General features: G+C 69.9%; 23 protein-coding genes. 11 read left to right on the forward strand and 12 right to left on the reverse strand.

Translation table 11 applies throughout. The features are described 5' to 3' along the window. Positions 1-17 precede the first annotated feature (17 nt). Both ASG30_RS04400 and ASG30_RS04405 read left to right on the forward strand, forming a co-directional pair. A complete protein-coding gene (locus ASG30_RS04400; protein ID WP_055893208.1) occupies positions 18-908 on the forward strand; it encodes a LysR family transcriptional regulator in 891 nt (296 codons plus the stop codon). Between the two features lie 91 nt (positions 909-999). Next, the gene (locus ASG30_RS04405) at positions 1000-1797 is read left to right on the forward strand and encodes a transglutaminase-like domain-containing protein (RefSeq protein ID WP_055893211.1); all 798 of its coding nucleotides are present in this window, start codon (positions 1000-1002) and stop codon (positions 1795-1797) included. A gap of 72 nt (positions 1798-1869) precedes the next feature. Here the strand turns inward: ASG30_RS04405 and ASG30_RS04410 are convergent, their stop codons facing one another. After that, positions 1870-2208: a hypothetical protein gene (locus ASG30_RS04410; protein WP_055893213.1), complete on the reverse strand. Its 339-nt coding sequence runs from the start codon at positions 2206-2208 to the stop codon at positions 1870-1872. Between the two features lie 53 nt (positions 2209-2261). Between ASG30_RS04410 and ASG30_RS04415 the strand changes: the two genes are divergently transcribed. Further along, on the forward strand, positions 2262-2549 hold the full coding sequence (locus tag ASG30_RS04415; RefSeq protein ID WP_055893217.1) for a hypothetical protein: 288 nt from the start codon (positions 2262-2264) through the stop codon (positions 2547-2549). Positions 2550-2828: 279 nt separating this feature from the next. Here the strand turns inward: ASG30_RS04415 and ASG30_RS04420 are convergent, their stop codons facing one another. Beyond that, entirely contained in the window at positions 2829-3815 is a 987-nt protein-coding gene (locus ASG30_RS04420; RefSeq protein ID WP_055893220.1) for a Bug family tripartite tricarboxylate transporter substrate binding protein, read from the reverse strand. A 175-nt stretch (positions 3816-3990) separates the two neighbouring features. Between ASG30_RS04420 and ASG30_RS04425 the strand changes: the two genes are divergently transcribed. Continuing rightward, positions 3991-4968, forward strand: a complete 978-nt coding sequence (locus tag ASG30_RS04425; RefSeq protein WP_055893221.1) for a LysR family transcriptional regulator — start codon at positions 3991-3993, stop codon at positions 4966-4968. A gap of 50 nt (positions 4969-5018) precedes the next feature. Next, entirely contained in the window at positions 5019-5204 is a 186-nt protein-coding gene (locus tag ASG30_RS04430; RefSeq protein ID WP_055893224.1) for a hypothetical protein, read from the forward strand. Positions 5205-5426: 222 nt separating this feature from the next. Here the strand turns inward: ASG30_RS04430 and ASG30_RS04435 are convergent, their stop codons facing one another. From ASG30_RS04435 to ASG30_RS04460, 6 genes are all read right to left on the reverse strand, one after another. After that, positions 5427-6416, reverse strand: a complete 990-nt coding sequence (locus ASG30_RS04435; protein ID WP_055893227.1) for a Bug family tripartite tricarboxylate transporter substrate binding protein — start codon at positions 6414-6416, stop codon at positions 5427-5429. A 19-nt stretch (positions 6417-6435) separates the two neighbouring features. Next, positions 6436-7419 (reverse strand): tripartite tricarboxylate transporter substrate binding protein, encoded by a 984-nt coding sequence (locus ASG30_RS04440; RefSeq protein ID WP_055893229.1) that lies wholly within the window; start codon positions 7417-7419, stop codon positions 6436-6438. Between the two features lie 32 nt (positions 7420-7451). After that, the gene (locus tag ASG30_RS04445; RefSeq protein WP_055893232.1) at positions 7452-8618 is read right to left on the reverse strand and encodes a mandelate racemase/muconate lactonizing enzyme family protein; all 1167 of its coding nucleotides are present in this window, start codon (positions 8616-8618) and stop codon (positions 7452-7454) included. Further along, entirely contained in the window at positions 8615-9610 is a 996-nt protein-coding gene (locus ASG30_RS04450) for a hydroxyacid dehydrogenase (RefSeq protein ID WP_162243710.1), read from the reverse strand. The genes ASG30_RS04445 and ASG30_RS04450 overlap by 4 nt, the downstream gene beginning before the upstream one ends. A 2-nt stretch (positions 9611-9612) precedes the next feature. Beyond that, positions 9613-10323, reverse strand: coding sequence for a FadR/GntR family transcriptional regulator (locus tag ASG30_RS04455; RefSeq protein ID WP_082521894.1), 711 nt, complete (start codon positions 10321-10323; stop codon positions 9613-9615). A 92-nt stretch (positions 10324-10415) separates the two neighbouring features. Then, a complete protein-coding gene (locus ASG30_RS04460; protein ID WP_055893242.1) occupies positions 10416-11150 on the reverse strand; it encodes a GntR family transcriptional regulator in 735 nt (244 codons plus the stop codon). Between the two features lie 84 nt (positions 11151-11234). Here ASG30_RS04460 and ASG30_RS04465 point away from each other — a divergent pair, with 84 nt between their 5' ends. The 3 genes from ASG30_RS04465 to ASG30_RS04475 are packed head-to-tail and all read left to right on the forward strand — an operon-like array spanning position 11235 to position 14699. Continuing rightward, on the forward strand, positions 11235-12212 hold the full coding sequence (locus ASG30_RS04465) for a Bug family tripartite tricarboxylate transporter substrate binding protein (protein WP_055893243.1): 978 nt from the start codon (positions 11235-11237) through the stop codon (positions 12210-12212). 8 nt (positions 12213-12220) lie between these two features. Beyond that, positions 12221-13966 carry an L-arabinonate dehydratase gene (araD, locus tag ASG30_RS04470; RefSeq protein WP_055893435.1) on the forward strand — a complete coding sequence of 582 codons (1746 nt, stop codon included), beginning with the start codon at positions 12221-12223 and terminating at the stop codon, positions 13964-13966. A gap of 22 nt (positions 13967-13988) precedes the next feature. Continuing rightward, positions 13989-14699: a ribonuclease activity regulator RraA gene (locus ASG30_RS04475; protein WP_055893437.1), complete on the forward strand. Its 711-nt coding sequence runs from the start codon at positions 13989-13991 to the stop codon at positions 14697-14699. A gap of 51 nt (positions 14700-14750) precedes the next feature. Here the strand turns inward: ASG30_RS04475 and ASG30_RS04480 are convergent, their stop codons facing one another. Genes ASG30_RS04480 through ASG30_RS04495 form a run of 4 tightly spaced genes read right to left on the reverse strand, consistent with a single transcriptional unit; the run spans position 14751 to position 18225 of the window. Continuing rightward, positions 14751-15200 (reverse strand): nuclear transport factor 2 family protein, encoded by a 450-nt coding sequence (locus tag ASG30_RS04480; protein ID WP_055893246.1) that lies wholly within the window; start codon positions 15198-15200, stop codon positions 14751-14753. 1 nt (position 15201) lies between these two features. Beyond that, on the reverse strand, positions 15202-16029 hold the full coding sequence (locus ASG30_RS04485; protein WP_082521895.1) for a ribonuclease activity regulator RraA: 828 nt from the start codon (positions 16027-16029) through the stop codon (positions 15202-15204). Positions 16030-16041: 12 nt separating this feature from the next. Continuing rightward, entirely contained in the window at positions 16042-17232 is a 1191-nt protein-coding gene (locus tag ASG30_RS04490; RefSeq protein WP_055893248.1) for an L-talarate/galactarate dehydratase, read from the reverse strand. Between the two features lie 12 nt (positions 17233-17244). Next, positions 17245-18225: a Bug family tripartite tricarboxylate transporter substrate binding protein gene (locus ASG30_RS04495; RefSeq protein WP_055893250.1), complete on the reverse strand. Its 981-nt coding sequence runs from the start codon at positions 18223-18225 to the stop codon at positions 17245-17247. 85 nt (positions 18226-18310) lie between these two features. Here ASG30_RS04495 and ASG30_RS04500 point away from each other — a divergent pair, with 85 nt between their 5' ends. The 3 genes from ASG30_RS04500 to ASG30_RS04510 all read left to right on the forward strand — a co-directional run bounded on the left by ASG30_RS04500 (position 18311) and on the right by ASG30_RS04510 (position 21730). Then, a complete protein-coding gene (locus ASG30_RS04500) occupies positions 18311-19309 on the forward strand; it encodes a LacI family DNA-binding transcriptional regulator (RefSeq protein ID WP_162243711.1) in 999 nt (332 codons plus the stop codon). Between the two features lie 76 nt (positions 19310-19385). After that, a complete protein-coding gene (gene argC, locus ASG30_RS04505; RefSeq protein WP_055893255.1) occupies positions 19386-20366 on the forward strand; it encodes an N-acetyl-gamma-glutamyl-phosphate reductase in 981 nt (326 codons plus the stop codon). Between the two features lie 119 nt (positions 20367-20485). Continuing rightward, complete coding sequence (locus ASG30_RS04510; RefSeq protein WP_055893258.1) at positions 20486-21730, forward strand: MFS transporter; 1245 nt, start codon at positions 20486-20488, stop codon at positions 21728-21730. The last annotated feature ends 24 nt before the right edge of the window (positions 21731-21754 follow it).

The raw sequence follows: 21754 nt of genomic DNA on the forward strand, positions 1-21754 counted from the left end.
ATGCAGAATCTGGATCGATGTTCGACCTGCCCCAACTGCGCTGCTTCGTCGCCGTCGCCGAGGAACTGCACTTCGGCCGGGCCGCCGAGCGGCTGCACATGACGCAGCCGCCGCTGTCCCGCCAGATCCAGCTGCTGGAGCACGCCGTGGGCACGCAACTGCTGGAGCGCACCAGCCGCAGCGTGCGCCTGAGCGTCGCCGGCGCCGCCTTCCTGCGCGAAGCGCAGGCGATCCTGCGGCACGCGGAACGCGCGGCGGAGCTCGCACGCCGCGCGGCCTCGGGGCACCTCGGGCGGGTGGTGATGGGCTACACGGCGGTGGCCGGCTACGTGCTCGTGCCCTCCCTGCTCAATGCGGCCACGACCGCTTATCCCGACATCGAGATCGTGCTGCAGGAGATGGTGTCGTCGGCGCAGATGCCGGCGCTGGCGCAGGGCGACATCGACATCGGGCTGGCCCGCCCGCTCGGCGCGCAGCGCGGCGTGCGGCACCAGCGCATCTCGCGCGAGCCGATGCTGCTGGCGCTGCCGGCGCGGCATCCGCTCGCGGGCCGCACGCAGGTCCGCCTGCAGGACCTGGCCGAGCAGCCGGTGGTGATGTACTCGTCGGGTGAGGGCCGCTACTTCCACGACCTGATCGCGCAGCTGCTGCGCCCCTGCGAGCCGCCGCCGCGCTTCGTGCAGCACGTGGGCCAGACGCACACCGTCCTGGCGCTGGTGCGCGGCGGCATCGGCCTGGGCATCGTGCCCGCGTCCGCGCAGCACCTGCGGCTGGAGAACGTGGTGTTCCGCAAGCTCTGGCGCCGCGATGCGGTGGCCGACATCGACCTGTACTGGCGGGAAGGCGAGGGCAACCCCGCGGCGGACGTGATCCGCGACTTCGCGACGAAGGTGTGGACGCCGCCGTAGGGCGGGGCAACGCCGGGGCAGCGCGCCGTCTGCCAGCGCCGGTGCATCCCGTCCGACAGTCGAGCTTGGCGGTTGCCGGTACCGTGGTCCCATGGTCCTCACGTCCGTCACACACCTGCGCGTTTCCTGCGAGCAGGACACCCCCGTGGTGGCGATGCTCCGCCCGCGCAGCGGCCACGCGCAGTGGGTGCTGGCGCAGCGCTACGACCTGTCGCCCTGGGTGCCGGCGCGCGAGTACGTCGACCAGTACGGCAACCTGTGCCAGCGCTTCGTGGTGCCGCAAGGCGAGATGACGTTGAAGGTCACGTCCGAGGTGGAGGTGGCCGAGCAGGTGGCGGTCGACCCCCACGCGAGCTTCACGCCGGTGGAGCGGCTCCCCGACGACATCCTGGTCTACCTGCTGCAAAGCCGCTACTGCCCCAGCGAGGCGATGGACGAGCAGGCGCGCGAGATCGTGCGGGGCACCGCGCCGGGCTACGCGCAGGCCGCGCGCATCTGCGACTGGATCCACGCCACGCTGGAGTACCGCTACGGCGTGAGCGACGCCTCCACCTGCGCGCAGAAGACGCTGCAGGACGCGGCAGGCGTCTGCCGCGACTTCGCGCATGTCGGGGTGGCGCTCAGCCGCGCGCTGCACATGCCGGCACGCTTCGTCGTCGGTTATCTCCACGAACTCGACCCCATGGACATGCACGCCTGGTACGAGGTGTACCTGGGGGACCGGTGGTACACCTTCGATCCGACGCAGGACAAGCCCCGCGGCGGCCGCATCGTGGTGGCCTATGGGCGCGACGCCACGGACGTGGCGTTCCTTTCCAGCTATGCACCGCTGGAAGTCGTCGACATGACGGTCACGGTAGAGGCGGCCAAGACCGGTCCGGCCTCTTGAACAGGCAATCCTGTGCGGGGCACGCCTACCGAGTACCGGAAGTCACGGTACGGCGGTGACGGGTCGCCCGCGTCAACGCGGGCTGGCCGCCGAAGCCGCCAGTGCGGGGCCGGCAGTCGCGCGACCGGCGTCGCGGCGACGCAGGACGACGAGTGCCACCACTGTCGCGCAGCAGACGAGGTTGCCCGTCGATACCGCCAGCAGCTTGCCGTCCTCGAGGACCAGTCCCGCATACAGGACGGCCGTGAGATGCGAGACGGCCCAGTAGGACCAGGTCAGCAGCGAGATGGAGCGCGCGCCGTCGCGGCAGCGCCAGATCGCCACGATCTGCGGCAGGTAGCTGGCCACGCGGCCGGTGTTCGCCAGGACGTAGGCCCAGGCCACGAGCCAGAGCGCCTGTTCGGAGTCCATGGCTGCTCTCCCGTGGCGCAGAGCAGGTGCCAGCGCAGCACGGCGCGATGGCAATGCCGCACCACGACATGCTGGACAAGGGCTTCGCCCGGGAAGTCGGGCTGATCCCAGTCCCGCGCGATCCACTGGAAGCCCTCGTGAAGGTCGTCCGGCCGGCCCGACCGGTCGAATCGTGCGATCAACCGCCCGGCCAGCTCGGCGCTGGCGTGCACGTTGCCCTGCATGGCATGCATGCGCACGGGATCGAGATTGTCGAAGGCAATCGTCGCGCCATCGTCCACAGCGTGTCGCGGCGCAGCGGCCGGTCGGGCAGGCGCGTGCGCCGGCACGTCCGGCCATAGCGATGCGCCCAGCACGAAGCCAGCGACCGCGGCCAGCAACACGGACCCGAAGAGTCTTTCGGGGCGAAGACGAAGCAGGCGAAAGCGCTGCATGAGGTTCTCCTGAGGTGGGCCCGCTCCCGTCGCTGCGCCACGGCCCTGATCGAGCCGAAGTGAATCACTCGCGGCCGGCGCGCGGAAGATGAAGGAAACGTGTGGGACATAGCCGGGGGTTATCGCCTGCCCAGCCGATGCTGCTTCGGACGGCCGGCAGGGACCGGCTCGATTTCTCTCGCCGTCTCACGCCTGCGGCGTGAAACCGGACTGCCGGATCACCGGTCCCCAGAAGCCGTGCTCCTGCCGCATCGCGGCCTGCAACTGCTCCCGCGCCACCGAATCCACCAGCACGCCCAGGCGCTCCCAGGCGTCACGTACCTCCGGTTCGCCGAGGATCGACTCCAGGACGCCGGCCTGCTGCTCGAGGATCCCGGCCGGCGTGCGCGCCGGTGCGAACGCCCCGAACCACTCGCGCTGCGACAGCGTCGCCCAGCCCTGTTCCTGGAACGTCGCGACCTCCGGGAAGACCGTGCGGCGCACGCCGGTCGTGGCCAGCACGCGGAGCTTCCTCGCTTCGTGCAGCGTGCGGGCGGAAGACTCGGTCACCATGGCGATCGGGACGTCCCCGGCGGCCACCGCCTGCATGGACGGTGCTCCGCCGCGGAAGGGCACGTGGGTCAGCTCGAGCCGAGCCTCGCGCGCCAGCAGCGTGGCGAGCATGTGCTGCATCCCGCCCGACCCCGAGTTGCCGCACGGCAGCGGTCCGCCCTGCGCGCGAGCCCAACCGGCAAGTTCCCGCACGCCCGTCACCGACGGGGGAACGGCGGGCCCGGCGGCGAGGGCGAAGCAGGTGGCGGCCACGCCGTGCACCGGGCTCAGGTCTCGCAGCGGGTCGTAGTCCAGGCGTTGGTACACGTACGGGTACATCGTGAGGGTGGAAGCCGGCGTGAGAAGCAGCGAGCTGCCGTCGGCCGACGCTCGAACCAGCTCGGCAATGGCGAGGCGGCCGGCGGCGCCCTGGCGGTTCTCGACGATGGCCGGCTGCCCGGTGCGCGCGGTCCATCGTTCCGCGAGCTTTCGGCAGACCCCATCCAGAACTCCGCCCGGCGCGAACCCGAGGAGCAGGCGCACGGTCGTGGTACGCGGCTGCGGCACAGCAATCGATGGGGCGCCCAGGATCGCCGCCGCGCAGGCCAGCATCCGCCGGCGTGAGAGCAAGGTGGCTGCCATGTCCAGTCCTTTCAGGTGCGTGCGCCGCAGGAATTCGGTGGAGTTCGGCCTTGTCGCCAGCCAGCGCTGCGGCGGCAGGTCATGGCGTCCAGAGTAGTAGCGCCAGTGATGCGTGGGAAGCTCTCATTGCTGATCGGGTGATCCACATCCAGAATCACGCCCCAAAGGAGCGGCCATGGACATCACGCAGGTTCAGCGACGCATCCGCCTGCGCGACCTCGAGACGCTGGCGACCGTTGTCCAGGCCGGCAGCATGCGCAAGGCGGCGCAGCTCATGCACCTGTCGCAGCCGGCGATCTCGCGGTCGATCCGCGACCTGGAGCAGGCCGTCGGTTGCGAGCTGCTCCAGCGCAGCCGGGGCGGCATCGAGCCGACGCTTTTCGGGGAAGCGCTGGTCCGCAGGGGCCGCGGCGTCTTCGACGAGTTGCAGGGCGCGTTGCGCGAACTGGCCCACCTGGCCGACCCCGGCGCAGGCGAGGTGCACCTCGCCTGCATGGAGACGCTTCACGCCGGCCTTGTGGGAGCGTGCGTCGAGTCGTTGCTGGCCCAACACCCCCGGATCCGCGTCGTGCTTGAGTCCGGGCAGGCGCCCGACCTCATCGGCTTGTTCCTCATGCAGCGCCTGGTGGACTTCACGGTCGCTCGACCCTCCGAGCTGCCGCTGCCACCGGGCGTCGAGGGCGAGACGCTGTTCCACGACGTGCCGCGCGTGCTGGTCGGGCGCGCGAGTCCCCACGTGCGGCGGCGCAAGGTGCGGCTGGCCGACTTGGCCGAGGACCACTGGGTATTGGGTCGCACCGAGCTGATGGCGGCCTCGCCGGTGGCGCGCGCATTTGCCGAGGCCGGGCTCGCCATGCCGGCGCGCGTGACCGCCTCCGGTTCGTTGCACACCCGCTACCGGTTGCTGGACACCGGCCGCTGCGTGACGGTCGTGCCGCACTCGCTGCTGCCCTTTGCCAATCCCGGCGATCGCTTCCGGGTGCTGCCGATCGAGATGCCCGCCTGGGAGTTCCCCACCATGGTCCTCAAGCTGCAGCATCGCGTGCTGTCGCCCGCAGCGCACCTCTTCATCGACGAACTGCGTCGTCTGGCACGGCCGCTGGCAGTGGATCGGCCGGTCGGGAGTCCTGGCCAGCAGCGATCGTCTGCCTAGGGTCGGGAGCTGCCGTACATTGACCCGGTCGTTCGTCGATGGAGCGCTTGATGCACCGGATCGTTCTCATTTTCGCGATCAGCACGCTGTTGGGCGGGTGCGGCTGGTTTGAAAGGAAAGTCACCGCCAACATCACGGGCCACGCGGTGACGTGCGTGGAGGGCGTCGCCTACCTTCAGTTTCCGAGCGGGGTCACCGTGCAGTACGACCGCAGCGGACGCATCAAGACCTGCTGAGAGCGGCGCGTGCCGGACGGCTGCGAAGCCGCGTCCGGCGCGGGTGGTGTCCTGTGCCTGGTGCGGCCGGCTGGGCTGGACCCTGCGCGTTCGACGAGCCGGAATCGTTCCGGCCTGAACGCTGGACTGCTGGCAGAGCATGTCCGGAACGGGTTTCCCGTGCCGGCCCGCTGACCCCCGCACGGGTGGTCTTGAGTTCCGGGCGGACGACTCAAGCCGGTGTCACTCCGCCCGCACGTTGGCTGCCTTGACGATATCGCGGTACTTCACGATGTCACTGGCCACCAGCTTGCCGAAATCGGCCGGTCCGCTGCCGGAGGCCTGCAGGCCCATGGAAACCAGCTTGTCCTTCGTCTCGGGCTGCGCCAGCAGGCGCGTCAACTCCGCGTGCAACTTTTCCACGACGGGCGCCGGCGTGCCCTTGGGCGCCACGATGCCGTACCAGGTGCCGTCCTCGAAGCCCGGCAGCCCCGATTCCGCCAGTGTCGGCACGTCGGGCAGTGCCGGAACGCGCTGCAGCGAAGAGACGGCCAGGGCGCGCACCTTCCCGGCCTTCACATGCGGCACCAGGGTCACGAGGTTGTCGATCGACGCGTCCACTTGGCCGCCCAGCAGGTCGTTGGTCGCCGGCGCGCTGCCCTTGTAGGGCACGTGGTTCACGTCCACGCCGGCCTTCATCGAGAAGTGGACGCCGCCGAGGTGCTGCGCCGTCCCGGTGCCGCCGTTGGCCAGCGTGAGCCGGCCAGGCGACCGTTTCGCCAGCTCGATGAACTCGCGCGTGTTCTGCGCCGGCACCTTCGGGTTCACCGCCAGCAGCAGCGGCGCTTTCACCAGCAGCGTGATCGGCTGGAAATCGGTGGCGGAGTTGTAGGTCAGCTTGGGGTAGATCGAAGGATTCGCGGCCATGAAGCCGGCGGCCGCCAGCAGCAGCGTGTAGCCGTCGGGCGCCGCCTTCGCGGCGGCCTCGGCGCCGATGTTGCCGCCGGCGCCCGGCCGGTTCTCCACCGTGACCGGCTGGCCGAGCGCCGACGCCAGGTGCTGGCCGGCCATGCGGGCGAGCTGGTCGCTCGCCCCGCCCGGCGGGAAAGGAACGATGATGCGCAGCGGCTTGTTCGGGAAATCGCTCTGGGCGAGCGCGGCCGGTGCGGCGACGGCCGCGAGGGCGGCAAGGGCCAGCAGGCGCAATGCCGTGCGTTTGGTCGAGAGGGTCATCTGTCTGTCTCCTGGGGGGTCAATCGATCCGGGCGCCCGAGTCCTTCACCACCCGCGCCCAGCGCGTCGTCTCGGTGGTGATGTAGCGGGAGAACTCCTCGGGCGAGCTGGGCATCGGGGTCACGCCCATCTTCGCCAGCTGCGCCTGGAAAGCCGGATCGTTCAGCACCTTCAGCATCTCCGCGTTGAGGCGCGTCACGATCGGCGCAGGCGTTCCCTTGGGCGCCAGGATCCCGAACCACACCGTCATGTCGAAGCCCTTGAGGCTCTCGGCAATGGCGGGCACCTCCGGGGCGGCCGCCGAACGCTTCATGCTGGACACGCCGAGCGCGCGCACCCGTCCGCCCTGCACCTGCGGCAGCACCGCGGGCATCTGGTCGAACAGCATGTGCACCTGGCCGGCCAGCAGGTCCTGCATCGCGGGCGCACCGCCGCGGTAGGGGATGTGCAGGATGTAGAGCCCGGCGGCTGCCTTGAGCATCTCGGCCGCGAGGTGGCTCGACGTGCCGTTGCCATTGGAGGCATAGGCCAGCTTGCCGGGGTTCGCGCGGGCATGGGCGATGAGCTCCGCGACGCTGTTGGCCGGCACCGACGGGTGAACCACCAGCAGGTTGGGCACGCCTGCGTACAGGCCGATCGGCGCGAAGTCCCGCTGCGGGTCGAATGCCATCTTCGGGTAGAGCGCGGGATTGATCGCCAGTCCGATCGGTCCCATGAGCAGGGTGTAGCCATCCGGCTCCGCCTTGGCGACGGCATCCATGCCGACGTTGCCGCCGGCGCCGGGACGGTTGTCGACCACGAAGGGCTGGCCAAGGCCCTGGCCCAGGCGCTCGGCCAGCAGGCGCGCCAGGATGCTGGTCGTGCCGCCGGCCGCGAAGGGAACCACCAGCTTCACCGGCTTCTGGGGGTAGCCGGCCTGGGCCTGCACGCCGGTGGCGCAGCAGCCGATGGCGAGCGCCGCGAGCGCCAGCAGGCCGCGGCGGAGGGGGGAAGTTGCACGCATGGTTTGTCTCTCTCTTTTCTTTCGACGCCAGGTCAGGCCACCTGGTGGCGCTGGACGAACTCCTCGCGCACGGTCACGCCGAGACCCGGCCGCTCCGGGATCTCCAGCATTCCGTCGCTGACGGTGAACTGCTCGACCGCCAGTTCCTGCAGCAGCGGATTGGCGCCCAGCGAGTATTCGAGCAGCCAGCCGGCGGGTGAGGCCGCCGCCACGTGCATGCCCGCGGCGAAAGCAAGCGCGCCGGTCCACAGGTGCGGCGCCAGCTTGATGTTGGCCGCCGAGGCGATCGCACCGATGCGCATCGCCTCCGAGATGCCGCCACAGATCGCCAGGTCGGGCTGGAAAACGTCGGCCGCGCGCAGCTCCGCGAGGTCGCGAAAGTCGAACCGGTTGAATTCGCTCTCGCCGGCCGCGATCGGGATGGCGGTGGCGGCGCGCACTTCGGCCATGCCGCGCTTGTCGTCGGCGGTGACGGGTTCCTCGAACCACAACAGGTTGCAGTCTTCCACCAGCCGGCAGAACCGCTTGGCTTCCGCGACCGTATAGGTGCCGTGCGCGTCGCAGGCGATGCCGATGTCCGGCCCGAGCGCCTCGCGCGCTGCGTGCACCCGGCGCGCCGAGTTCACCGGGTCGCCGTCGATCACGCCCACCCGCATCTTCACGGCCTTGAAGCCGCCGGCGTCGACGTAGCCCTGCAATTGCCGACCGATGTTCTGCGCATCGGCCCAGCCGCCGGAGGCGTAGGCCGCCATGCGCGGCGCCTTGCGTCCACCGAGCAGGCGCCACACGGGCGCGTCCAGGCTCTTGCCCAGGATGTCCCACAGCGCCATGTCGATGCCGCTGATGGCGGAGACCGACACCCCGCGGCGTCCCAGAATGGGGAACACGTGGGCCTCGCGCAGCGCGTAATGGCCGCGGCAGCCGCTGTACATCTCCTCCCACAGGCGGTTGATGTCGCGCGGGTCCTGGCCGACCAGCGTGGGGCCGAACTTGCGGTTGATGATGGCCGTCAGCCCGTGGCTGTTGCCCTCGCTGCCGACCTCCTCCTTCGCTTCGCCCCAGCCGACGATGCCGCACTCGGTTTCGATGCGCACGATGACGGAGTCGAAGGAGGCGACCCGGCCGAAATCGGAGACGTGCTGCTTCTCGTAGGGGATGGGGACGTGGACCCAGCGGGCCAGGATGCTCTTGATCTTCATGGTTGCTCGGTGAGGGAGGCCCAGCGCGAAAGGATGGCGGCGCCGGCCTCGGGGTTGCAGAGATGGACAGGCAACTGCCCGGAGAACATGGCGAGCAGTTGCGACAGCACGCCCTCGCTCATGCGGCGCATGCTCTCCCGGGTGATGCCGGCCAGGTGCGGCGACAGCAGCACGTTCGGCAGGCCGCGCAGTGGCGACGCTTCGGCCAGCGGCTGGGTCTCGAAGACGTCGAGCGCCGCGCCTGCGAGGCGCCCGGAACGCAGCGCCTCGACCAGTGCGGCTTCCTCGACCACCGGCCCGCGCGCGACGTTGACCAGGCGCGCGCCCGGCTTCAGTCGCGCCAGTTCGGTCGAGCCGATGAGCCCGCGCGTTTGCGGGGTGAGCGGACAGGCGATCACCAGGTAGTCGGCTTCGGGCAGCGCCTGCTCCAGGGTGACGAAGCGCGTGATCTCGGTGTCTGCCGCTGGTGAGCGGCGCACGCCCAGCACGCGCATGCCGAAGCCGAGCGCGCAGATGCGGGCGAGCGACTGGCCGATCTGGCCCATGCCGACGATGGCAAGCGTCTTGCCGCCCAGGTCGGTGGCGTCGTCGGCGCGCTGGCGCGCCGCGGCCCAGGACTCGGTGCGCACCAGCGTATCGATCCGGGGCAGCATGCGCGCCAGGTTCAGCATCTGGCCGACCGCGTATTCCGCGACGGTCACCGCGTTCACGCCCGGAACGTTGGCCACCGCCACGCCGTGACGGCTGGCCGCGGCGACCGGGATCATGTCCAGCCCGGCGCCGTGGCGCACGGCAGCACGCAGCCGCGGCGTCGCCTCGAAGATGTCCTCCGGGAGCTGGGCCCGCACGACCAGGTAGTCGGCGTCGCGCGCCTGGTGGCGCAGGGCATCGAAATCCAGCGCCGAGGCGGTGCGCACCTCGGCGTGGCGGCGCAGTTCGAGCGCGACCTGCGGGTCGATCGGGTTGGTCAGGAGGACCCGGGGCTGCGTCACCGTCATTTCCTCCCGCTTGTGCCGCCGCCTTGCGCCCCGACATGGTCCCGCCAGAAGCGTTCGACGTTGCCCAGGTGCAGTCCCAACACTTCCATCGCCGCCGACGTGTCCCGCGCGCCGATCGCGTCGCGCAGCGCGCGGTGCTGGCGCAGCGAGCGCCGCGCGTTCTCGGCGTTGGCGAAATAGAGCTCGCGTCGCGCCGAGGAAGCCAGCCAGAAGGAGTGCGCCGCGCGCCGGATCAGCCGGTTGCCGCTGGCCGCGCAGATCGCCATGTGGAATTGCGCATCCTGCGCGGCCAGCGACTCGCCGGCGGCCAGCCGCTGCTGCGAGAGCTGCAGGATCGCGTCGATGGCGGCCAAGTCCTCGTCGCTGCGGTTGCGGCAGGCCAGGCCGATCGCCTGCACTTCCAGCATCTGCCGGAACTCGTTGAGGTCGCGCACGTCCTCCTGCGACAGCGGCAGGCCCAGATCGGACTGCAGCGCCAGCAGGTCGAGCGAGACCTCGCGCGTATCGCGCATGTAGATGCCCGACTGTGGCCGGCGCTCGATCACGCGCATCGACTCCAGCACGGACAGCGCCTCTCGCAGCATCGGGCGGCTGACGTCGAAGCGGTCGGCCAGGTCACGCTCGGAACCGATGCGCTCGCCGGACACGTAGCCCCGGTCGCGGATCAAGGGAAGAAGCTTGGCTATGACGAGGGAAGATTCTGTCATCTGGTATGACCAAATTGGACAGACCAGTATGCGGCGAGGCGGACCGAGGGTTGACCCGGGAAAACCCGGGTAGCGCCACCGGAAACCTCGATTCACTCCGCCTCGAAGTACTCCGGATGCACTTTCGCGATCGCGTCCAGGAAGGTCAGCGGGGAGTGGATGTGCACGCGCATGGCTTCCGCGGCCCGGCGCCCTTGCCCCGCGACGATGGCGTCGACGATGTCCCGGTGGTGGTCGATGGCGATGCGGGGGCTGCCCACGGCGGGGATGGCCAGGTGGCGGATGCGGTTCATCCCGGTGCGCGCCAGCCGCAGCGCCGTCCACGCGTGCGGGTGGCCCGCCAGCACCAGGATGGCGTGGTGGAAGTCCTCGTCGGCCGAGAGGTGGGCCGGGTAGTCCTTGCGTGCCGACGCGCCGGCCTGGCGCCTGACGATCCCGGCGAGCTGCTTCTTGTCGGGCAGGGGGGCCGATGCGGCCAGTTCGGCGGCGCGGCACTCGATCGCCTCGCGCACGAAGATGGCGTCGGCGATGCGGGCGCGGTTCAGGCGGGCGACGAAGGTGCCGCGCTGGGGGATGCTCTCCAGCAGGCCCTCCACCGCCAGCTGCCGGAAGGCCTCGCGCACGGGCGCGCGACTGACCTGCAACTGCTCCGAAACCGACAGCTCCGACAACGCCATGCCCGGCGGGAAAGTGCAGTCGAGCACGGCGCGGCGGATCGACTCGTACACGCCGCGTCCGACGGCGCCCCGCGCAGCGGGGACGGTGGACGACTCGACCGGCGCCGCGGGGCGCGCCAGGCCGGGGATCTGGGGACGGGTGCGGGGCATGTCGGGGTAAACGCTCAACCCGAGGGGGCCGCGGGCGCCGGATCGGGCTGCTAGGATTCTAGTATCCTAGATCAGGAGACGACGATGTCCAAGCGCAGCTTCCTTCGCACGGCCGCGGCCGGCGCCCTCGCCACCGCCTTGCCCTGGCCCGTGCTGGCCCAGGCCGACTTCCCCGGCAAGCCGGTCAAGCTGGTCTCGCCGTTCCCCGCGGGGGGCACCAGCGACGTGATGGCGCGCATGATGGCCGACGAGCTGGGCAAGGTGCTCAAGCAGCCGGTGGTGGTGGAGAACATCGGCGGCGCCGGCGGCGTGATCGGCACGGACCGCGCGATCAAGGCCGCGGCCGACGGCTACACGCTCATCCAGACGGGCGTGGGCCAGAACGCTGTGGCGCACGGCCTGAGCGTGAAGGTGCCCTACGACTCCAAGGCCGACTTCATCCACCTCACGCAGGTGCACCAGGGCCCCAACATCCTGGTGGTGCATCCGTCCACGCCGTTCATGAAGTTCCAGGAGCTCATCGCCTACGCGAAGAAGAACCCGGGCAAGCTGAGCTACGGCTACACGCCGGCCGCTTCGGGCCACATGGCGATGGAGCTGCTCAAGCAGACGGCCGGCATCTTCATGGTGGGCATCCCCTACCGCGGCGGCGGCCCGATGATGACCGACATGCTGGGCGGCACCATCCCGCTGATGTTCATCAACCAGGACGTCGCGCTGCCGCACATCAAGGCCGGCAAGCTGCGGCCGCTGGCGGTCAGCAGCCTGAAACGCAATCCGCTGTACCCCGACGTGCCCACCATCGACGAATCCGGCTTCAAGGGCTTCGAGGCGCTGTCCTGGTCCGGCCTCTCGGTGGCCAGGGGAACACCCAAGCCCATCGTCGACAAGCTGGAAGCCGCGGTGGTGCAGGCCATGCAGTCGTCCGCGGTCAGGCAGCGCCTGGAGTCCACCGGCTTCGTGGTCCCGCCGCTCGGGTCGGCCGAATACACCCGGTTCGTCGCGGCGGAGCATGACCGCTGGGTGAAGGTGATCAAGACCGCCGGCATCAAGGGCGAGTGAGCGGCACCATGACCCGCAAGACGTACGACCAGCTCCGGTCCGCGCGCTGGTTCGCGCCGGACGACCTGCGCTCCTTCGGCCACCGCTCGCGCGCCATGCAGATCGGCTACGACCACGCCGACTGGCAGGGCAAGCCGGTGATCGCCATCCTCAACACCTGGAGCGACATCAGCACCTGCCACTCGCACTTCAAGCAGCGCGTGGAGGAGGTCAAGCGCGGCGTGCTGCAGGCCGGCGGCCTTCCGCTGGAACTGCCGGCGATCTCGCTGTCCGAGAGCTTCGTCAAGCCGACGACCATGCTCTATCGCAACCTGCTCGCCATCGAGGCCGAGGAGCTGCTGCGCAGCCACCCGGTCGACGGCGCGGTGCTGATGGGCGGCTGCGACAAGACGACGCCGGGCCTGCTCATGGGCGCCCTCAGCATGGGCATCCCGTGCATCTACCTGCCCGCCGGCCCGATGCTGCGCGGCAACTGGAAGGGCAACGTGCTGGGCTCCGGCTCCGACAGCTGGAAGTACTGGGACGAGCGCCGCGCCGGCCACATCACGCAGACCCAGTGGATGGAGATCGAGGGCTCCATCGCCCGCAGCGCCGGCACCTGCATGGTGATGGGCACGGCCGCCACGATGATGGGCATCACCGAGGCGCTGGGCCTCACGCTGCCGGGCGCCTCCAGCATCCCCGCCGTCGACGCCAACCACCAGCGCATGGCCACCCATTGCGGCCGCCGCATCGTCGACATGGTGTGGGAGGACCTCACGCCCGCGAAGATCCTCACGCGCAAGAACTTCGAGAACGCCATCACGGTCGCCATGGCCGAGGGCTGCTCGACCAACGCGATCATCCACCTCGTGGCCATCTCGCGGCGCGCGGGCGGCGACTGCACGGTCACGCTGGACGACTTCGACGCGTTCTCGCGCAAGGTGCCGGTCATCGCCAACATCCGTCCCAGCGGCGACAAGTACCTGATGGAGGACTTCTACTACGCCGGCGGCATGCGCGGCCTGATGAAGACGCTGGCGGACGGCGGCCTGCTGCACCTCGATGCGCTCACGGTCACCGGGCAGGCGGTCGGGGCCGGACTGGAAGGCGCCGAGGTCTACAACGCCGACGTGATCCGGCCGCTGTCCAACGCGATCTACGACGAAGGCGCCCTGGCCGTGCTGCGCGGCAACCTGGCACCGGACGGCTGCGTCGTCAAGCCGAGCGCCATGGCGCCGCATCTGCTCAAGCACACCGGTCCCGCGCTCGTGTTCGACGACTATCCCTCGCTGAAGAAGGCCACGGACGACCCCGACCTCGACGTCACCGCGGACCACGTCCTGATCCTGCGCAACGCCGGCCCGCAAGGCGGCCCCGGCATGCCCGAATGGGGCATGCTGCCCATCCCCACCAAGCTGGTGAAGCAGGGCGTGCGCGACATGCTGCGCGTCAGCGACGCGCGCATGAGCGGCACGAGCTACGGCGCCTGCGTGCTGCACGTCTCACCGGAGTCGTACGTCGGCGGCAACCTCGCGCTGGTGAAGACCGGCGATCTCATCTCGGTCGACGTCCCCAACCGCCGCATCCACATGGAGGTGGGCGACGAGGAACTCGCGCGCCGGCGTGCCGCCCTGACGCCGCCGCCGCGCCGCTACCAGCGCGGCTACGGCTACATGTTCAGCCAGCACATCCTGCAGGCCGACAAGGGCTGCGACTTCGACTACCTGGAAACCGAGTTCGGCGCGCCCGTGCCCGAGCCCTCGATCTACTGATTTCGACGAGCACCCCATGCCCCTGAAGCCCGAGACCCGCGACAAGCTCAAGACCGTGAGCTGCGCCACGCTGTGCACGGCCCTGTTCAAGCGCGGGCTGCGCAACCAGTTCATCCAGGACGTGCGCCCGCTCAACGCCACGCTGCCCAACATGGTCGGCGAGGCGTTCACGCTGCGCTACATCCCGGCCCGCGAGGACCTGAACCCGATCACGGTCTTCCAGGACCGCCAGCACCCGCAGCGGCAGGCCGTCGAGCAGTGCCCGCCCGGCGCGGTGATGGTGTTCGACAGCCGCAAGGATGCGCGCGCCGCCTCGGCCGGCGCCATCCTGGTGTCGCGCCTGATGGTGCGCGGCTGCGCCGGCGTGGTCACCGACGGAGGCTTTCGCGACTCGCCCGAGATCGCGGCCCTGCCGTTCCCCGCGTACCACTCGCGCCCGAGCGCGCCGACCAACCTCACGCTGCACCAGGCGCTGGACATCAACGTCCCGGTCGGCTGCGGCGACGTCGCCGTGTTCCCGGGCGACGTGCTGGTGGGCGACAAGGAAGGCGTCACGGTCATCCCCGCCCACATCTCCGACGAGATCGCCGACGAGGCGGTGGAGATGACCGCCTTCGAGGATTTCGTCTCCGAGGAAGTCCTCAAGGGCCGCAGCATCCTGGGCCTGTACCCGGCCACCGACCCGAAGACGAAGGACGAGTTCGCGGCCTGGCGCAAGGCGAAGGGGCGGTGACCCGACTGCCGAACGGCTCCACGCGGGTGGTGATGTGGCGCGACCTCGCGGTCACTCGCTCCCGAGGTGGTAGCCCCGGCCGGCGTAGTCGAACGCGACGAGCTCGTTGATCTTCACGCCCTTGTCCGCCGGCGCGGCGTAGTAGGCGCGGATCTCGGCGATCTTGCCGGTCTGGGGATCGAAGCGGTACCACTCGTCTCCGCGCAGCGCCGTTCCGCTCTTGTTCTTCCAGTGGGTCCACTCGATCACGGCCTCGGGGCTGTCGTGGCTCACCAGGATCTTCTCGATCGTCCACTGCGAACCGAGCTCGTCGACGCACCAGATCCATTTCCTGGCGATCGTGTCGCTGCCGCGCCAGGGGATCTCGGGCAGGCCGGACGGGAAGTAGTGCACCGCATCGGGCGTGAAGCAGTCGACCAGCGCCTGGTAGTCGGCGTCGTTGCAGGCCTTGAAGTAGCGGCGGATCAGCGCGGCGTGGTCGGCGGGGGAGAACTTGGGCATGTCAGCTCCTGGGCGGGGTGGCGGCGGGGCCGCGCGGTTCGATGGGCGGGCCGCCGGCGCCCACCCAGGCCCGGTACTGCGCGCGTGTCTCCTCGCTGGGCGGGTACAGCCCCCACAGCGGCTCGCCCGCCTTCACGCGCATCGCCAGGTAGGCCTCGATGCCGTCGCGCTTCTCGCAAAGGTCGGCCATCTCCCCGGCCCATTGCGCCGGGATGATGGTGATGTTGTCGCCGTCCCCGTGCACCACGTCGCCCGGGTAGACCGCGACGCCGGCGCAGCCGATCGGCACGTTGAGGTCGGCCACGTGGTGGTACGACAGGCGGGTGGTGTTGGTGACGCCGGTGCACCACACCGGGAAGTCCATCCCGGCCAGCTCGACGCCGTCGCGGAACGTGCCGTCGGTGACCACGCCGCGCGCACCGCGCATCATCATCCGCGTGACCAGCATGTTGCCCATCGACGCCGCCCGCCCGTCGCGGTTGCTGTCGATCACCAGCACGTCGCCCGGCTGGAGCTGCTCCACGCCCACCCATTGCAGGTGGTCGTGGTGCGGCCGCGTGACGAGGTTGCCGTAGGTGTCGATGTCCTCGCGGGCCGGGATGAACCGCATGGTGTAGGCGCGGCCCGCGAATGGCTTCACCTTCCTGTTGAGCGGCGTGATGCCGTGCAGCACGGGCTGGCGGATGCCCTTGATGTACAGCTGCGTGGTCAGCGAGCCGGCGGTGCAGCGCGCCAGCCGGGCGAGCACCTCGTCGGAAACGTGCGCCTGCGGCGGACGCTTCGGGACGTCGCTGTCGGCCAGCGGTGGCGTGTTGAAGAACTGCGTCATGCGGTCACTCCTTCAGGGGCGCTTGCCGAACTCGGCTTTCTCGGCCCGCCAGGCGAGGGCCTGCTCCGACAGCGAGAAACCGAGGCCGGGGCGATCGGGCACGAACATGCGGCCGTTTTTCAGCTGCAGCTGCTCGTTGAACAAGGGGCCGAGCCACTCGAAGTGTTCCAGCCAGGGCTCGATGCCGTAGGCCGCGGCCAGGTGCAGGTGGATCTCCATCGCGAAGTGCGGCGCGAGCTTGCGGCGCTTGTACTCGCCCAGCGCCATGATCTTCAGGAACGGCGTGACGCCGCCCACCCGCGGTGCGTCGGGCTGGATGAAGTCCGTGCCGGCCATGACCAGCTGCGCGTGCTCGTCGAAGCTCGTCAGCATCTCGCCCGTGGCGATGGCCGTGTCGAAGCGCTCCGCCAGCAGCCCGTGGCCTTCGAAGTCGTGCGCATCGAGCGGCTCCTCGATCCAGGTGAGGTCGAACGCCTCGAACTGGCGGCAGGCCCGCGTGGCCTTCTGGCGGTCCCATTGCTGGTTGGCGTCGACCATCAGCGGGAAGCCGTCGCCCAGCAGCTTGCGGACCTCGCCCACGCGCTTGACGTCGATGGACAGGTCGGGCTGGCCCACCTTGATCTTGATGCCGCCGATGCCGCTCTCGCGCGAGGTCTCGACGTTCTTCAGCACCTGCGAAAGCTCGGTATGCAGGTAACCGCCCGAGGTGTTGTAGCACTGCACTGAATCCCGCTGGGCGCCGAGCAGCTTGGCCAGCGGCAGCCGGGCGCGCCTGGCCTTCATGTCCCACAGGGCGATGTCGAAGGGCGCGATGGCCTGGGTGGTCAGCCCGGCGCGGCCCATGGACGCACCGGCCCAGGTCAGCTTGGTGAAGATCTTCTGGATGTCGTTGGGATCCTCGCCGATCAGGTTGGGCGCGAGCTCCCTGGCATGCGCGTACATGCCCGGCCCGCCCGCGCGCTTGGAGTAGCCGAAGCCGATGCCATCGTGGCCGTCGCGCGTGCGGATCTCCGCGAAGATGAAAGCGATCTCGGTCAGCGGCTTCTGCACGCCGGTGAGCACCTTGGCGTCGCTCACCGGGGTGGCCAGCGGCAGGTTGATGAGCGACAGCTGCACCCACTCGATGCGGTCCGCGCTGTCGGCGGCGGTGCGCGCGTCGGGCGCGACCTTGGCGTAGGAAACGACGTTGGATTCGATGGCCATGTCAGGCGCTCCTCATTCGGGTTTGATGCCGGCGGTCTGGATGACCTTGGCCCAGCGGTTGATTTCTTCCTGGACGAACCGGGTGTAGTCGGCGGAACGCGAGGCGACCACCACGAAGCCGTTCGCCTCGAGCTTCTGGCGCGCGGCGGGCTCGTTGAAGGCCTTCACCATCGCCGCTTCGAGCTTGTCCACGATCTCCCTGGGCGTGCCCTTGGGCGCCGAGAGGCCGGTCCAGGACACGGCGGCGAATTCCGGGTAGCCGGATTCCGCGACCGTCGGAACATCCGGGTACAGCGGGTTGCGCTGGGGGCTGGTGACGGCCAGCGCGCGCAGCTTGCCCGCCTTGACGTGCGGCAGCACCGCGTCCTGGTTGGTGAACATCAGCGGGATCTGGCCCGCCAGGATGTCCGTCACCGCGGGGGCGCCGCCCTTGTAGGCGATCCCCACCATCTGCAAGCCGGCGACCTGCTTCAGGTACTCGGTCGTGAGGTGGCCCGAGGAGGCCGTCACCTGGCCGTAGTCGACCTTCCCGGGATTGGCCTTCGCGTAGGCGATGAACTCCTTGAACGTCTTCGCCGGGAACGAGGGGTTCGCCACCAGCACGTTGGGGCCGGCTGCCAGCTGCGAGATGTGCACCAGGTCGCGCATCGAGTCGTAATTGGGCTTGGGCGCCGCGAAGCCGTGGATGACGGCGTTGCTGCCGATGCCCGACAGCAGCAGCGTGTAGCCGTCGGGCGTGGCCTTGGCGACCTGCTCGCTGCCGATGGCGCCGCCCGCGCCGGCCTTGTTCTCCACCACGAAGGGCTGCTTGAGCTGTCTGGTCAGCTCCTCGGCGATGGCCCGGCCCATGATGTCGCTGGTGCCGCCGGGCGGGAAGGGCACCACGATCTTCACGGGACGCGAGGGGTAGTCGGCCTGCGCGAAAGCGGCGGATAGCGGGCTGCCGAGCACGGCCACGGCCAGCGCGGCGGCCAGGAACTTGCGCTTGTGCATTGGAGTCTCCATTCGATGAAAGCGCTTTCATTGTATGGTGAAAGCGCTTTCATCGGCAAGCGCGGCCTTGGAGGAAAATGCGGTCATGAAATCACGCTCGACTGTCCGCATGTCCGATGTCGCCGAGGCGGCCGGCGTTGCGCTTGCCACGGTCTCGCGCGCGCTGAACGAACCCGGGAAGGTCACGCCCGAGACGCGCGCGCAGGTCGAGGCCGCCGTGCGCAAGCTGGGGTACGTGCCTGACCGGACCGCGAGCAGCCTGGCTTCGTCGCGCTCGCGAATCGTCGGGGCCATCGTGCCGACGCTCGCCAATGTGTGGTTCGCCGAGACGATGGAGGGCCTCGCGGCCGAACTCGGGCGCGCGGGCTACCAGCTCATGCTGTCCCAGTCCAGCTATGTGCCCCGGGCCGAGGCCGGGCTGATCGATGCCTTTCTCGGTCGGCGCGTCGATGCGCTGGTGCTGACCGGCTCGTTGCGGGATGCCTCCGCGCGCGCGAGGTTGCGCCGCATGCAGCTGCCCGTGGTCGAAACCTGGGACCTTCCCGCGCGCCCGGTCGACATGGCCGTGGGATTCTCGAACGAGCAGGTCGGGGCGGAGGTCGCGCGCCGGCTCGTGGCGGCAGGCCGGCGCAAGATCGCCTTCCTGGGCGCCGACGAAGTGCGCTCCCAGATGCGCAGGGCCGGCCTGGAAGCCGGGCTGCAGGCCGCCGGCCTGTCGCTCGTCACCGCCGAACTGGTCGAGCCGCCTTCGTCCATTGCCCTGGGCCGCGAGCTGATGGCTCGCCTCGCGGCGGCGCATCCGCAGGTCGATGCCGTCTTCTGTGGCAACGACTTCATCGCCATCGGCGCCATGATGTGGGCCCGCGCGCACGACTGGTCCATCCCCGGCCGCCTGGCGGTCGTGGGATTTTCCGACCTCCCGGTGGCAGAGGCGGCCTGGCCCGCGCTCACGACGGTGCGGGTGCGCGGGGGCGAGATGGGCCGGCGCGCCGGCGAGATGCTGCTGGCGCGGTTGCGCGGCGAAGAGCCCCCGCACAAGGTCGTGGACATGGGCTTCGAGTTCGTCGAACGGTCGACCATGTGAGGCGCGCGCTGCCGCCGTGCTGGCGGGACCGGCCCTCGCTACACTTTTGCGCTCCCACCAGCGGCAGAACACCATCATGAGCATTCGCGTCGGCATCATCGGGATCAGCGGTTACGGCGGCGGCGAGGCGATGCGCCTGGTTGCGGGCCACCCGTCGTTCGAGCTGGTCTACGCCGCCGGCGAGGGCAGCGCGGGCAGCCGGCTCGTCGACCGGTTTCCCGGCGCGCCCGCGAAGGTGGCAGACCTTGTGATCCAGAAGTGGGACCCCACCGCATTGCCGAGGCTCGACGTGCTGTTCGCGTCCCTGCCGACCGGCGCCTCGGCCGACGCGCTGGCCGCCGTACCGAAGGACGTGAAGATCGTCGACATCGGCGGCGACCACCGCTACGTCGAGGGGTGGACGTACGGCCTGGCCGACGTCTGGCCGGCGCAGATCGAGGGCAAGACCCGCATCGCAAACCCCGGCTGCTTCCCCGCAGCCACGCTGACCGCGTTGGCGCCGCTGCTGGCGGACCAGCTGATCGAGCCGGGCAACATCGTGGTCGACGTCAAGACCGGCGTCTCCGGCGCCGGCCGGGGCGGTGGCGACACCAGGTTCGGCTACGCCGAGGTGAACGAGGACCTGGCGCCCTACGCCTTGCTCAGGCATGCGCACATGCCCGAGATCGCGAACACGATCGAACGCCTGAGCGGCGGGGGCAGCGCGGGCGGGCTGGTGTTCACCCCCCACCTCGTGCCGATGACCCGCGGCATCCTCGCGACGGTCTACTGCCGCGGCCGGGCGACGACCGGGCAGTGCTTCGACGCGGCCAGGCGGTTCTACGCCGATCGCGCGTTCGTCCGCGTGTCGGACCAGCCGCCGCACACGAAGTGGGCCACCGGTTCGAACCTCGCTTTCGTCAGCTATGCCGCCGATCCGGACCGGAACCTCGTGATCGCGATGGGCGTGGTCGACAACCTCGGCAAAGGCGCTGCCGGCCAGGCGGTGCAGAACGCGAACCTGATCTGCGGCCTGCCCGAGACGGCGGGGCTGGAGGGCGCGTCCGTGTGGCCCTGAGATCCGTTGCGAGTCCGCGTGATCTCCGGCGCCCGCTCCCATGCCCCGAGGAGGAAAGCAGCGCAGGGCGAACGCATTTCGACAATGAGCTGCTGGCCCGGCTTGCATATGATCAACCCATGACGGCGCGCTGGTACTTCGGCTGGAACATCGTCGCCGCGGCGGCTTTCCTGACCCTGCTGTCCTCGGGCATGCGCCTGAGCTTCGGTCCTTTCTTCCTGCCGATGGCGCAAGACCTCGGCTTCAGCCGCAGCCTCCTGTCGACCATCGTGGCGGTCGGGATGCTGGCTTACGGACTGGCGATGCCGCTGGCCGGCATGCTGATCGCGCGCTTCGGCACCCCCCCGGTCCTGCTCCTGGGGAACGCGCTGGTCATCGCTGCCACGTGGTGGACCGTGGTGGCAGCGGATGCATTCGGCTTCCTGCTGGCCTTCGGCCTCCTGCTCTCGGTGGGACTGGCCTTCACCAGCCCGGTGGCGGTGACGCCCGTGATCAGCAACTGGTTCACGCGCCGCCGGGGGATGGCGCTGTTCTTCCTGTCGACGGGCTCGATGGCGGGCATGGCGGTGATGACGCCGGTCCTCAGCTTCTCCATCGAGCATTTCGGCTGGCGTGCGACGCTGGTGGGATTTGCCGCGGCCTTCACGCTGTTCACGCTGCCCGCTGCCCTGTTCGTGATCCGCGACGGCGCCCCCGATCACACGGACCTGGGCCCCGAGGAATTCGCCGCGCAGCGAGCGCGCAGCGGCGTGCAGCCGCAGAGCCTGAAGCTGCGCGAGGCGATGCGCACGGCGCCCTTCTGGAAGATCTTCTTTGGCCTGTTCGCCTGCGGTTTCAGCATGAACCTGCTGGGCACCCACGGCATGCCCATGCTCATGGACCACGGCTTCGACGTGTTCACCAGCTCGATGGGCATCGGCCTGATCGGCTTCGTCGCGATCGGCGGCACGCTGGTGCTGGGGCGGCTGGCCGACCGGCTGCCCCGCCGGCACATCCTGGCGACCATCTACTTCGTGCGGGGACTCGGGTTCTTCGCGCTGGTCGTGGTGGGAACGCACTGGGAGCTGTACCTCACCTCCACCATCGGCGGGCTGGTGTGGGCCGGCAGCATCGCGCTGTCCTCGGCCATCCTCGCGGACGTCTACGGCGTGCGGCTGGTGGGCGTGCTCTATGGAACGGCCTACCTTGGCCACCAGATCGGCGGGATGCTCAGCTCCTGGCTGGGCGGCTGGGGGTACGAGCATTACGGCACGCACTGGGTGGCCTTCGGCGCCGCGGGCGTGCTGCTGATCGGGGCGGGCCTGATTTCCCTGCAGCTGCCGCGCAAGGGTTTCGTGCTGATGGCTTCGCCGACACCGGCCTGACGCGACGTCCGCGGCCGGCGCTCG

The organism is Ramlibacter sp. Leaf400 (assembly GCF_001424545.1).
In the GTDB taxonomy this organism is placed as follows: domain Bacteria; phylum Pseudomonadota; class Gammaproteobacteria; order Burkholderiales; family Burkholderiaceae_C; genus Ramlibacter.

Bases quoted from the DNA above. Each gene is read 5' to 3' on its own strand.
- ASG30_RS04400 (WP_055893208.1), top strand. From the start codon at position 18: ATGTTCGACCTGCCCCAACTGCGCTGCTTCGTCGCCGTCGCCGAGGAA.
- ASG30_RS04405 (WP_055893211.1), top strand. From the start codon at position 1,000: ATGGTCCTCACGTCCGTCACACACCTGCGCGTTTCCTGCGAGCAGGAC.
- ASG30_RS04410 (WP_055893213.1), bottom strand. From the start codon at position 2,208: ATGGACTCCGAACAGGCGCTCTGGCTCGTGGCCTGGGCCTACGTCCTG.
- ASG30_RS04415 (WP_055893217.1), top strand. From the start codon at position 2,262: ATGCCGCACCACGACATGCTGGACAAGGGCTTCGCCCGGGAAGTCGGG.
- ASG30_RS04420 (WP_055893220.1), bottom strand. From the start codon at position 3,815: ATGGCAGCCACCTTGCTCTCACGCCGGCGGATGCTGGCCTGCGCGGCG.
- ASG30_RS04425 (WP_055893221.1), top strand. From the start codon at position 3,991: ATGGACATCACGCAGGTTCAGCGACGCATCCGCCTGCGCGACCTCGAG.
- ASG30_RS04430 (WP_055893224.1), top strand. From the start codon at position 5,019: ATGCACCGGATCGTTCTCATTTTCGCGATCAGCACGCTGTTGGGCGGG.
- ASG30_RS04435 (WP_055893227.1), bottom strand. From the start codon at position 6,416: ATGACCCTCTCGACCAAACGCACGGCATTGCGCCTGCTGGCCCTTGCC.
- ASG30_RS04440 (WP_055893229.1), bottom strand. From the start codon at position 7,419: ATGCGTGCAACTTCCCCCCTCCGCCGCGGCCTGCTGGCGCTCGCGGCG.
- ASG30_RS04445 (WP_055893232.1), bottom strand. From the start codon at position 8,618: ATGAAGATCAAGAGCATCCTGGCCCGCTGGGTCCACGTCCCCATCCCC.
- ASG30_RS04455 (WP_082521894.1), bottom strand. From the start codon at position 10,323: ATGACAGAATCTTCCCTCGTCATAGCCAAGCTTCTTCCCTTGATCCGC.
- ASG30_RS04460 (WP_055893242.1), bottom strand. From the start codon at position 11,150: ATGCCCCGCACCCGTCCCCAGATCCCCGGCCTGGCGCGCCCCGCGGCG.
- ASG30_RS04465 (WP_055893243.1), top strand. From the start codon at position 11,235: ATGTCCAAGCGCAGCTTCCTTCGCACGGCCGCGGCCGGCGCCCTCGCC.
- araD (WP_055893435.1), top strand. From the start codon at position 12,221: ATGACCCGCAAGACGTACGACCAGCTCCGGTCCGCGCGCTGGTTCGCG.
- ASG30_RS04480 (WP_055893246.1), bottom strand. From the start codon at position 15,200: ATGCCCAAGTTCTCCCCCGCCGACCACGCCGCGCTGATCCGCCGCTAC.
- ASG30_RS04485 (WP_082521895.1), bottom strand. From the start codon at position 16,029: ATGACGCAGTTCTTCAACACGCCACCGCTGGCCGACAGCGACGTCCCG.
- ASG30_RS04490 (WP_055893248.1), bottom strand. From the start codon at position 17,232: ATGGCCATCGAATCCAACGTCGTTTCCTACGCCAAGGTCGCGCCCGAC.
- ASG30_RS04495 (WP_055893250.1), bottom strand. From the start codon at position 18,225: ATGCACAAGCGCAAGTTCCTGGCCGCCGCGCTGGCCGTGGCCGTGCTC.
- ASG30_RS04500 (WP_162243711.1), top strand. From the start codon at position 18,311: ATGAAATCACGCTCGACTGTCCGCATGTCCGATGTCGCCGAGGCGGCC.
- argC (WP_055893255.1), top strand. From the start codon at position 19,386: ATGAGCATTCGCGTCGGCATCATCGGGATCAGCGGTTACGGCGGCGGC.
- ASG30_RS04510 (WP_055893258.1), top strand. From the start codon at position 20,486: ATGACGGCGCGCTGGTACTTCGGCTGGAACATCGTCGCCGCGGCGGCT.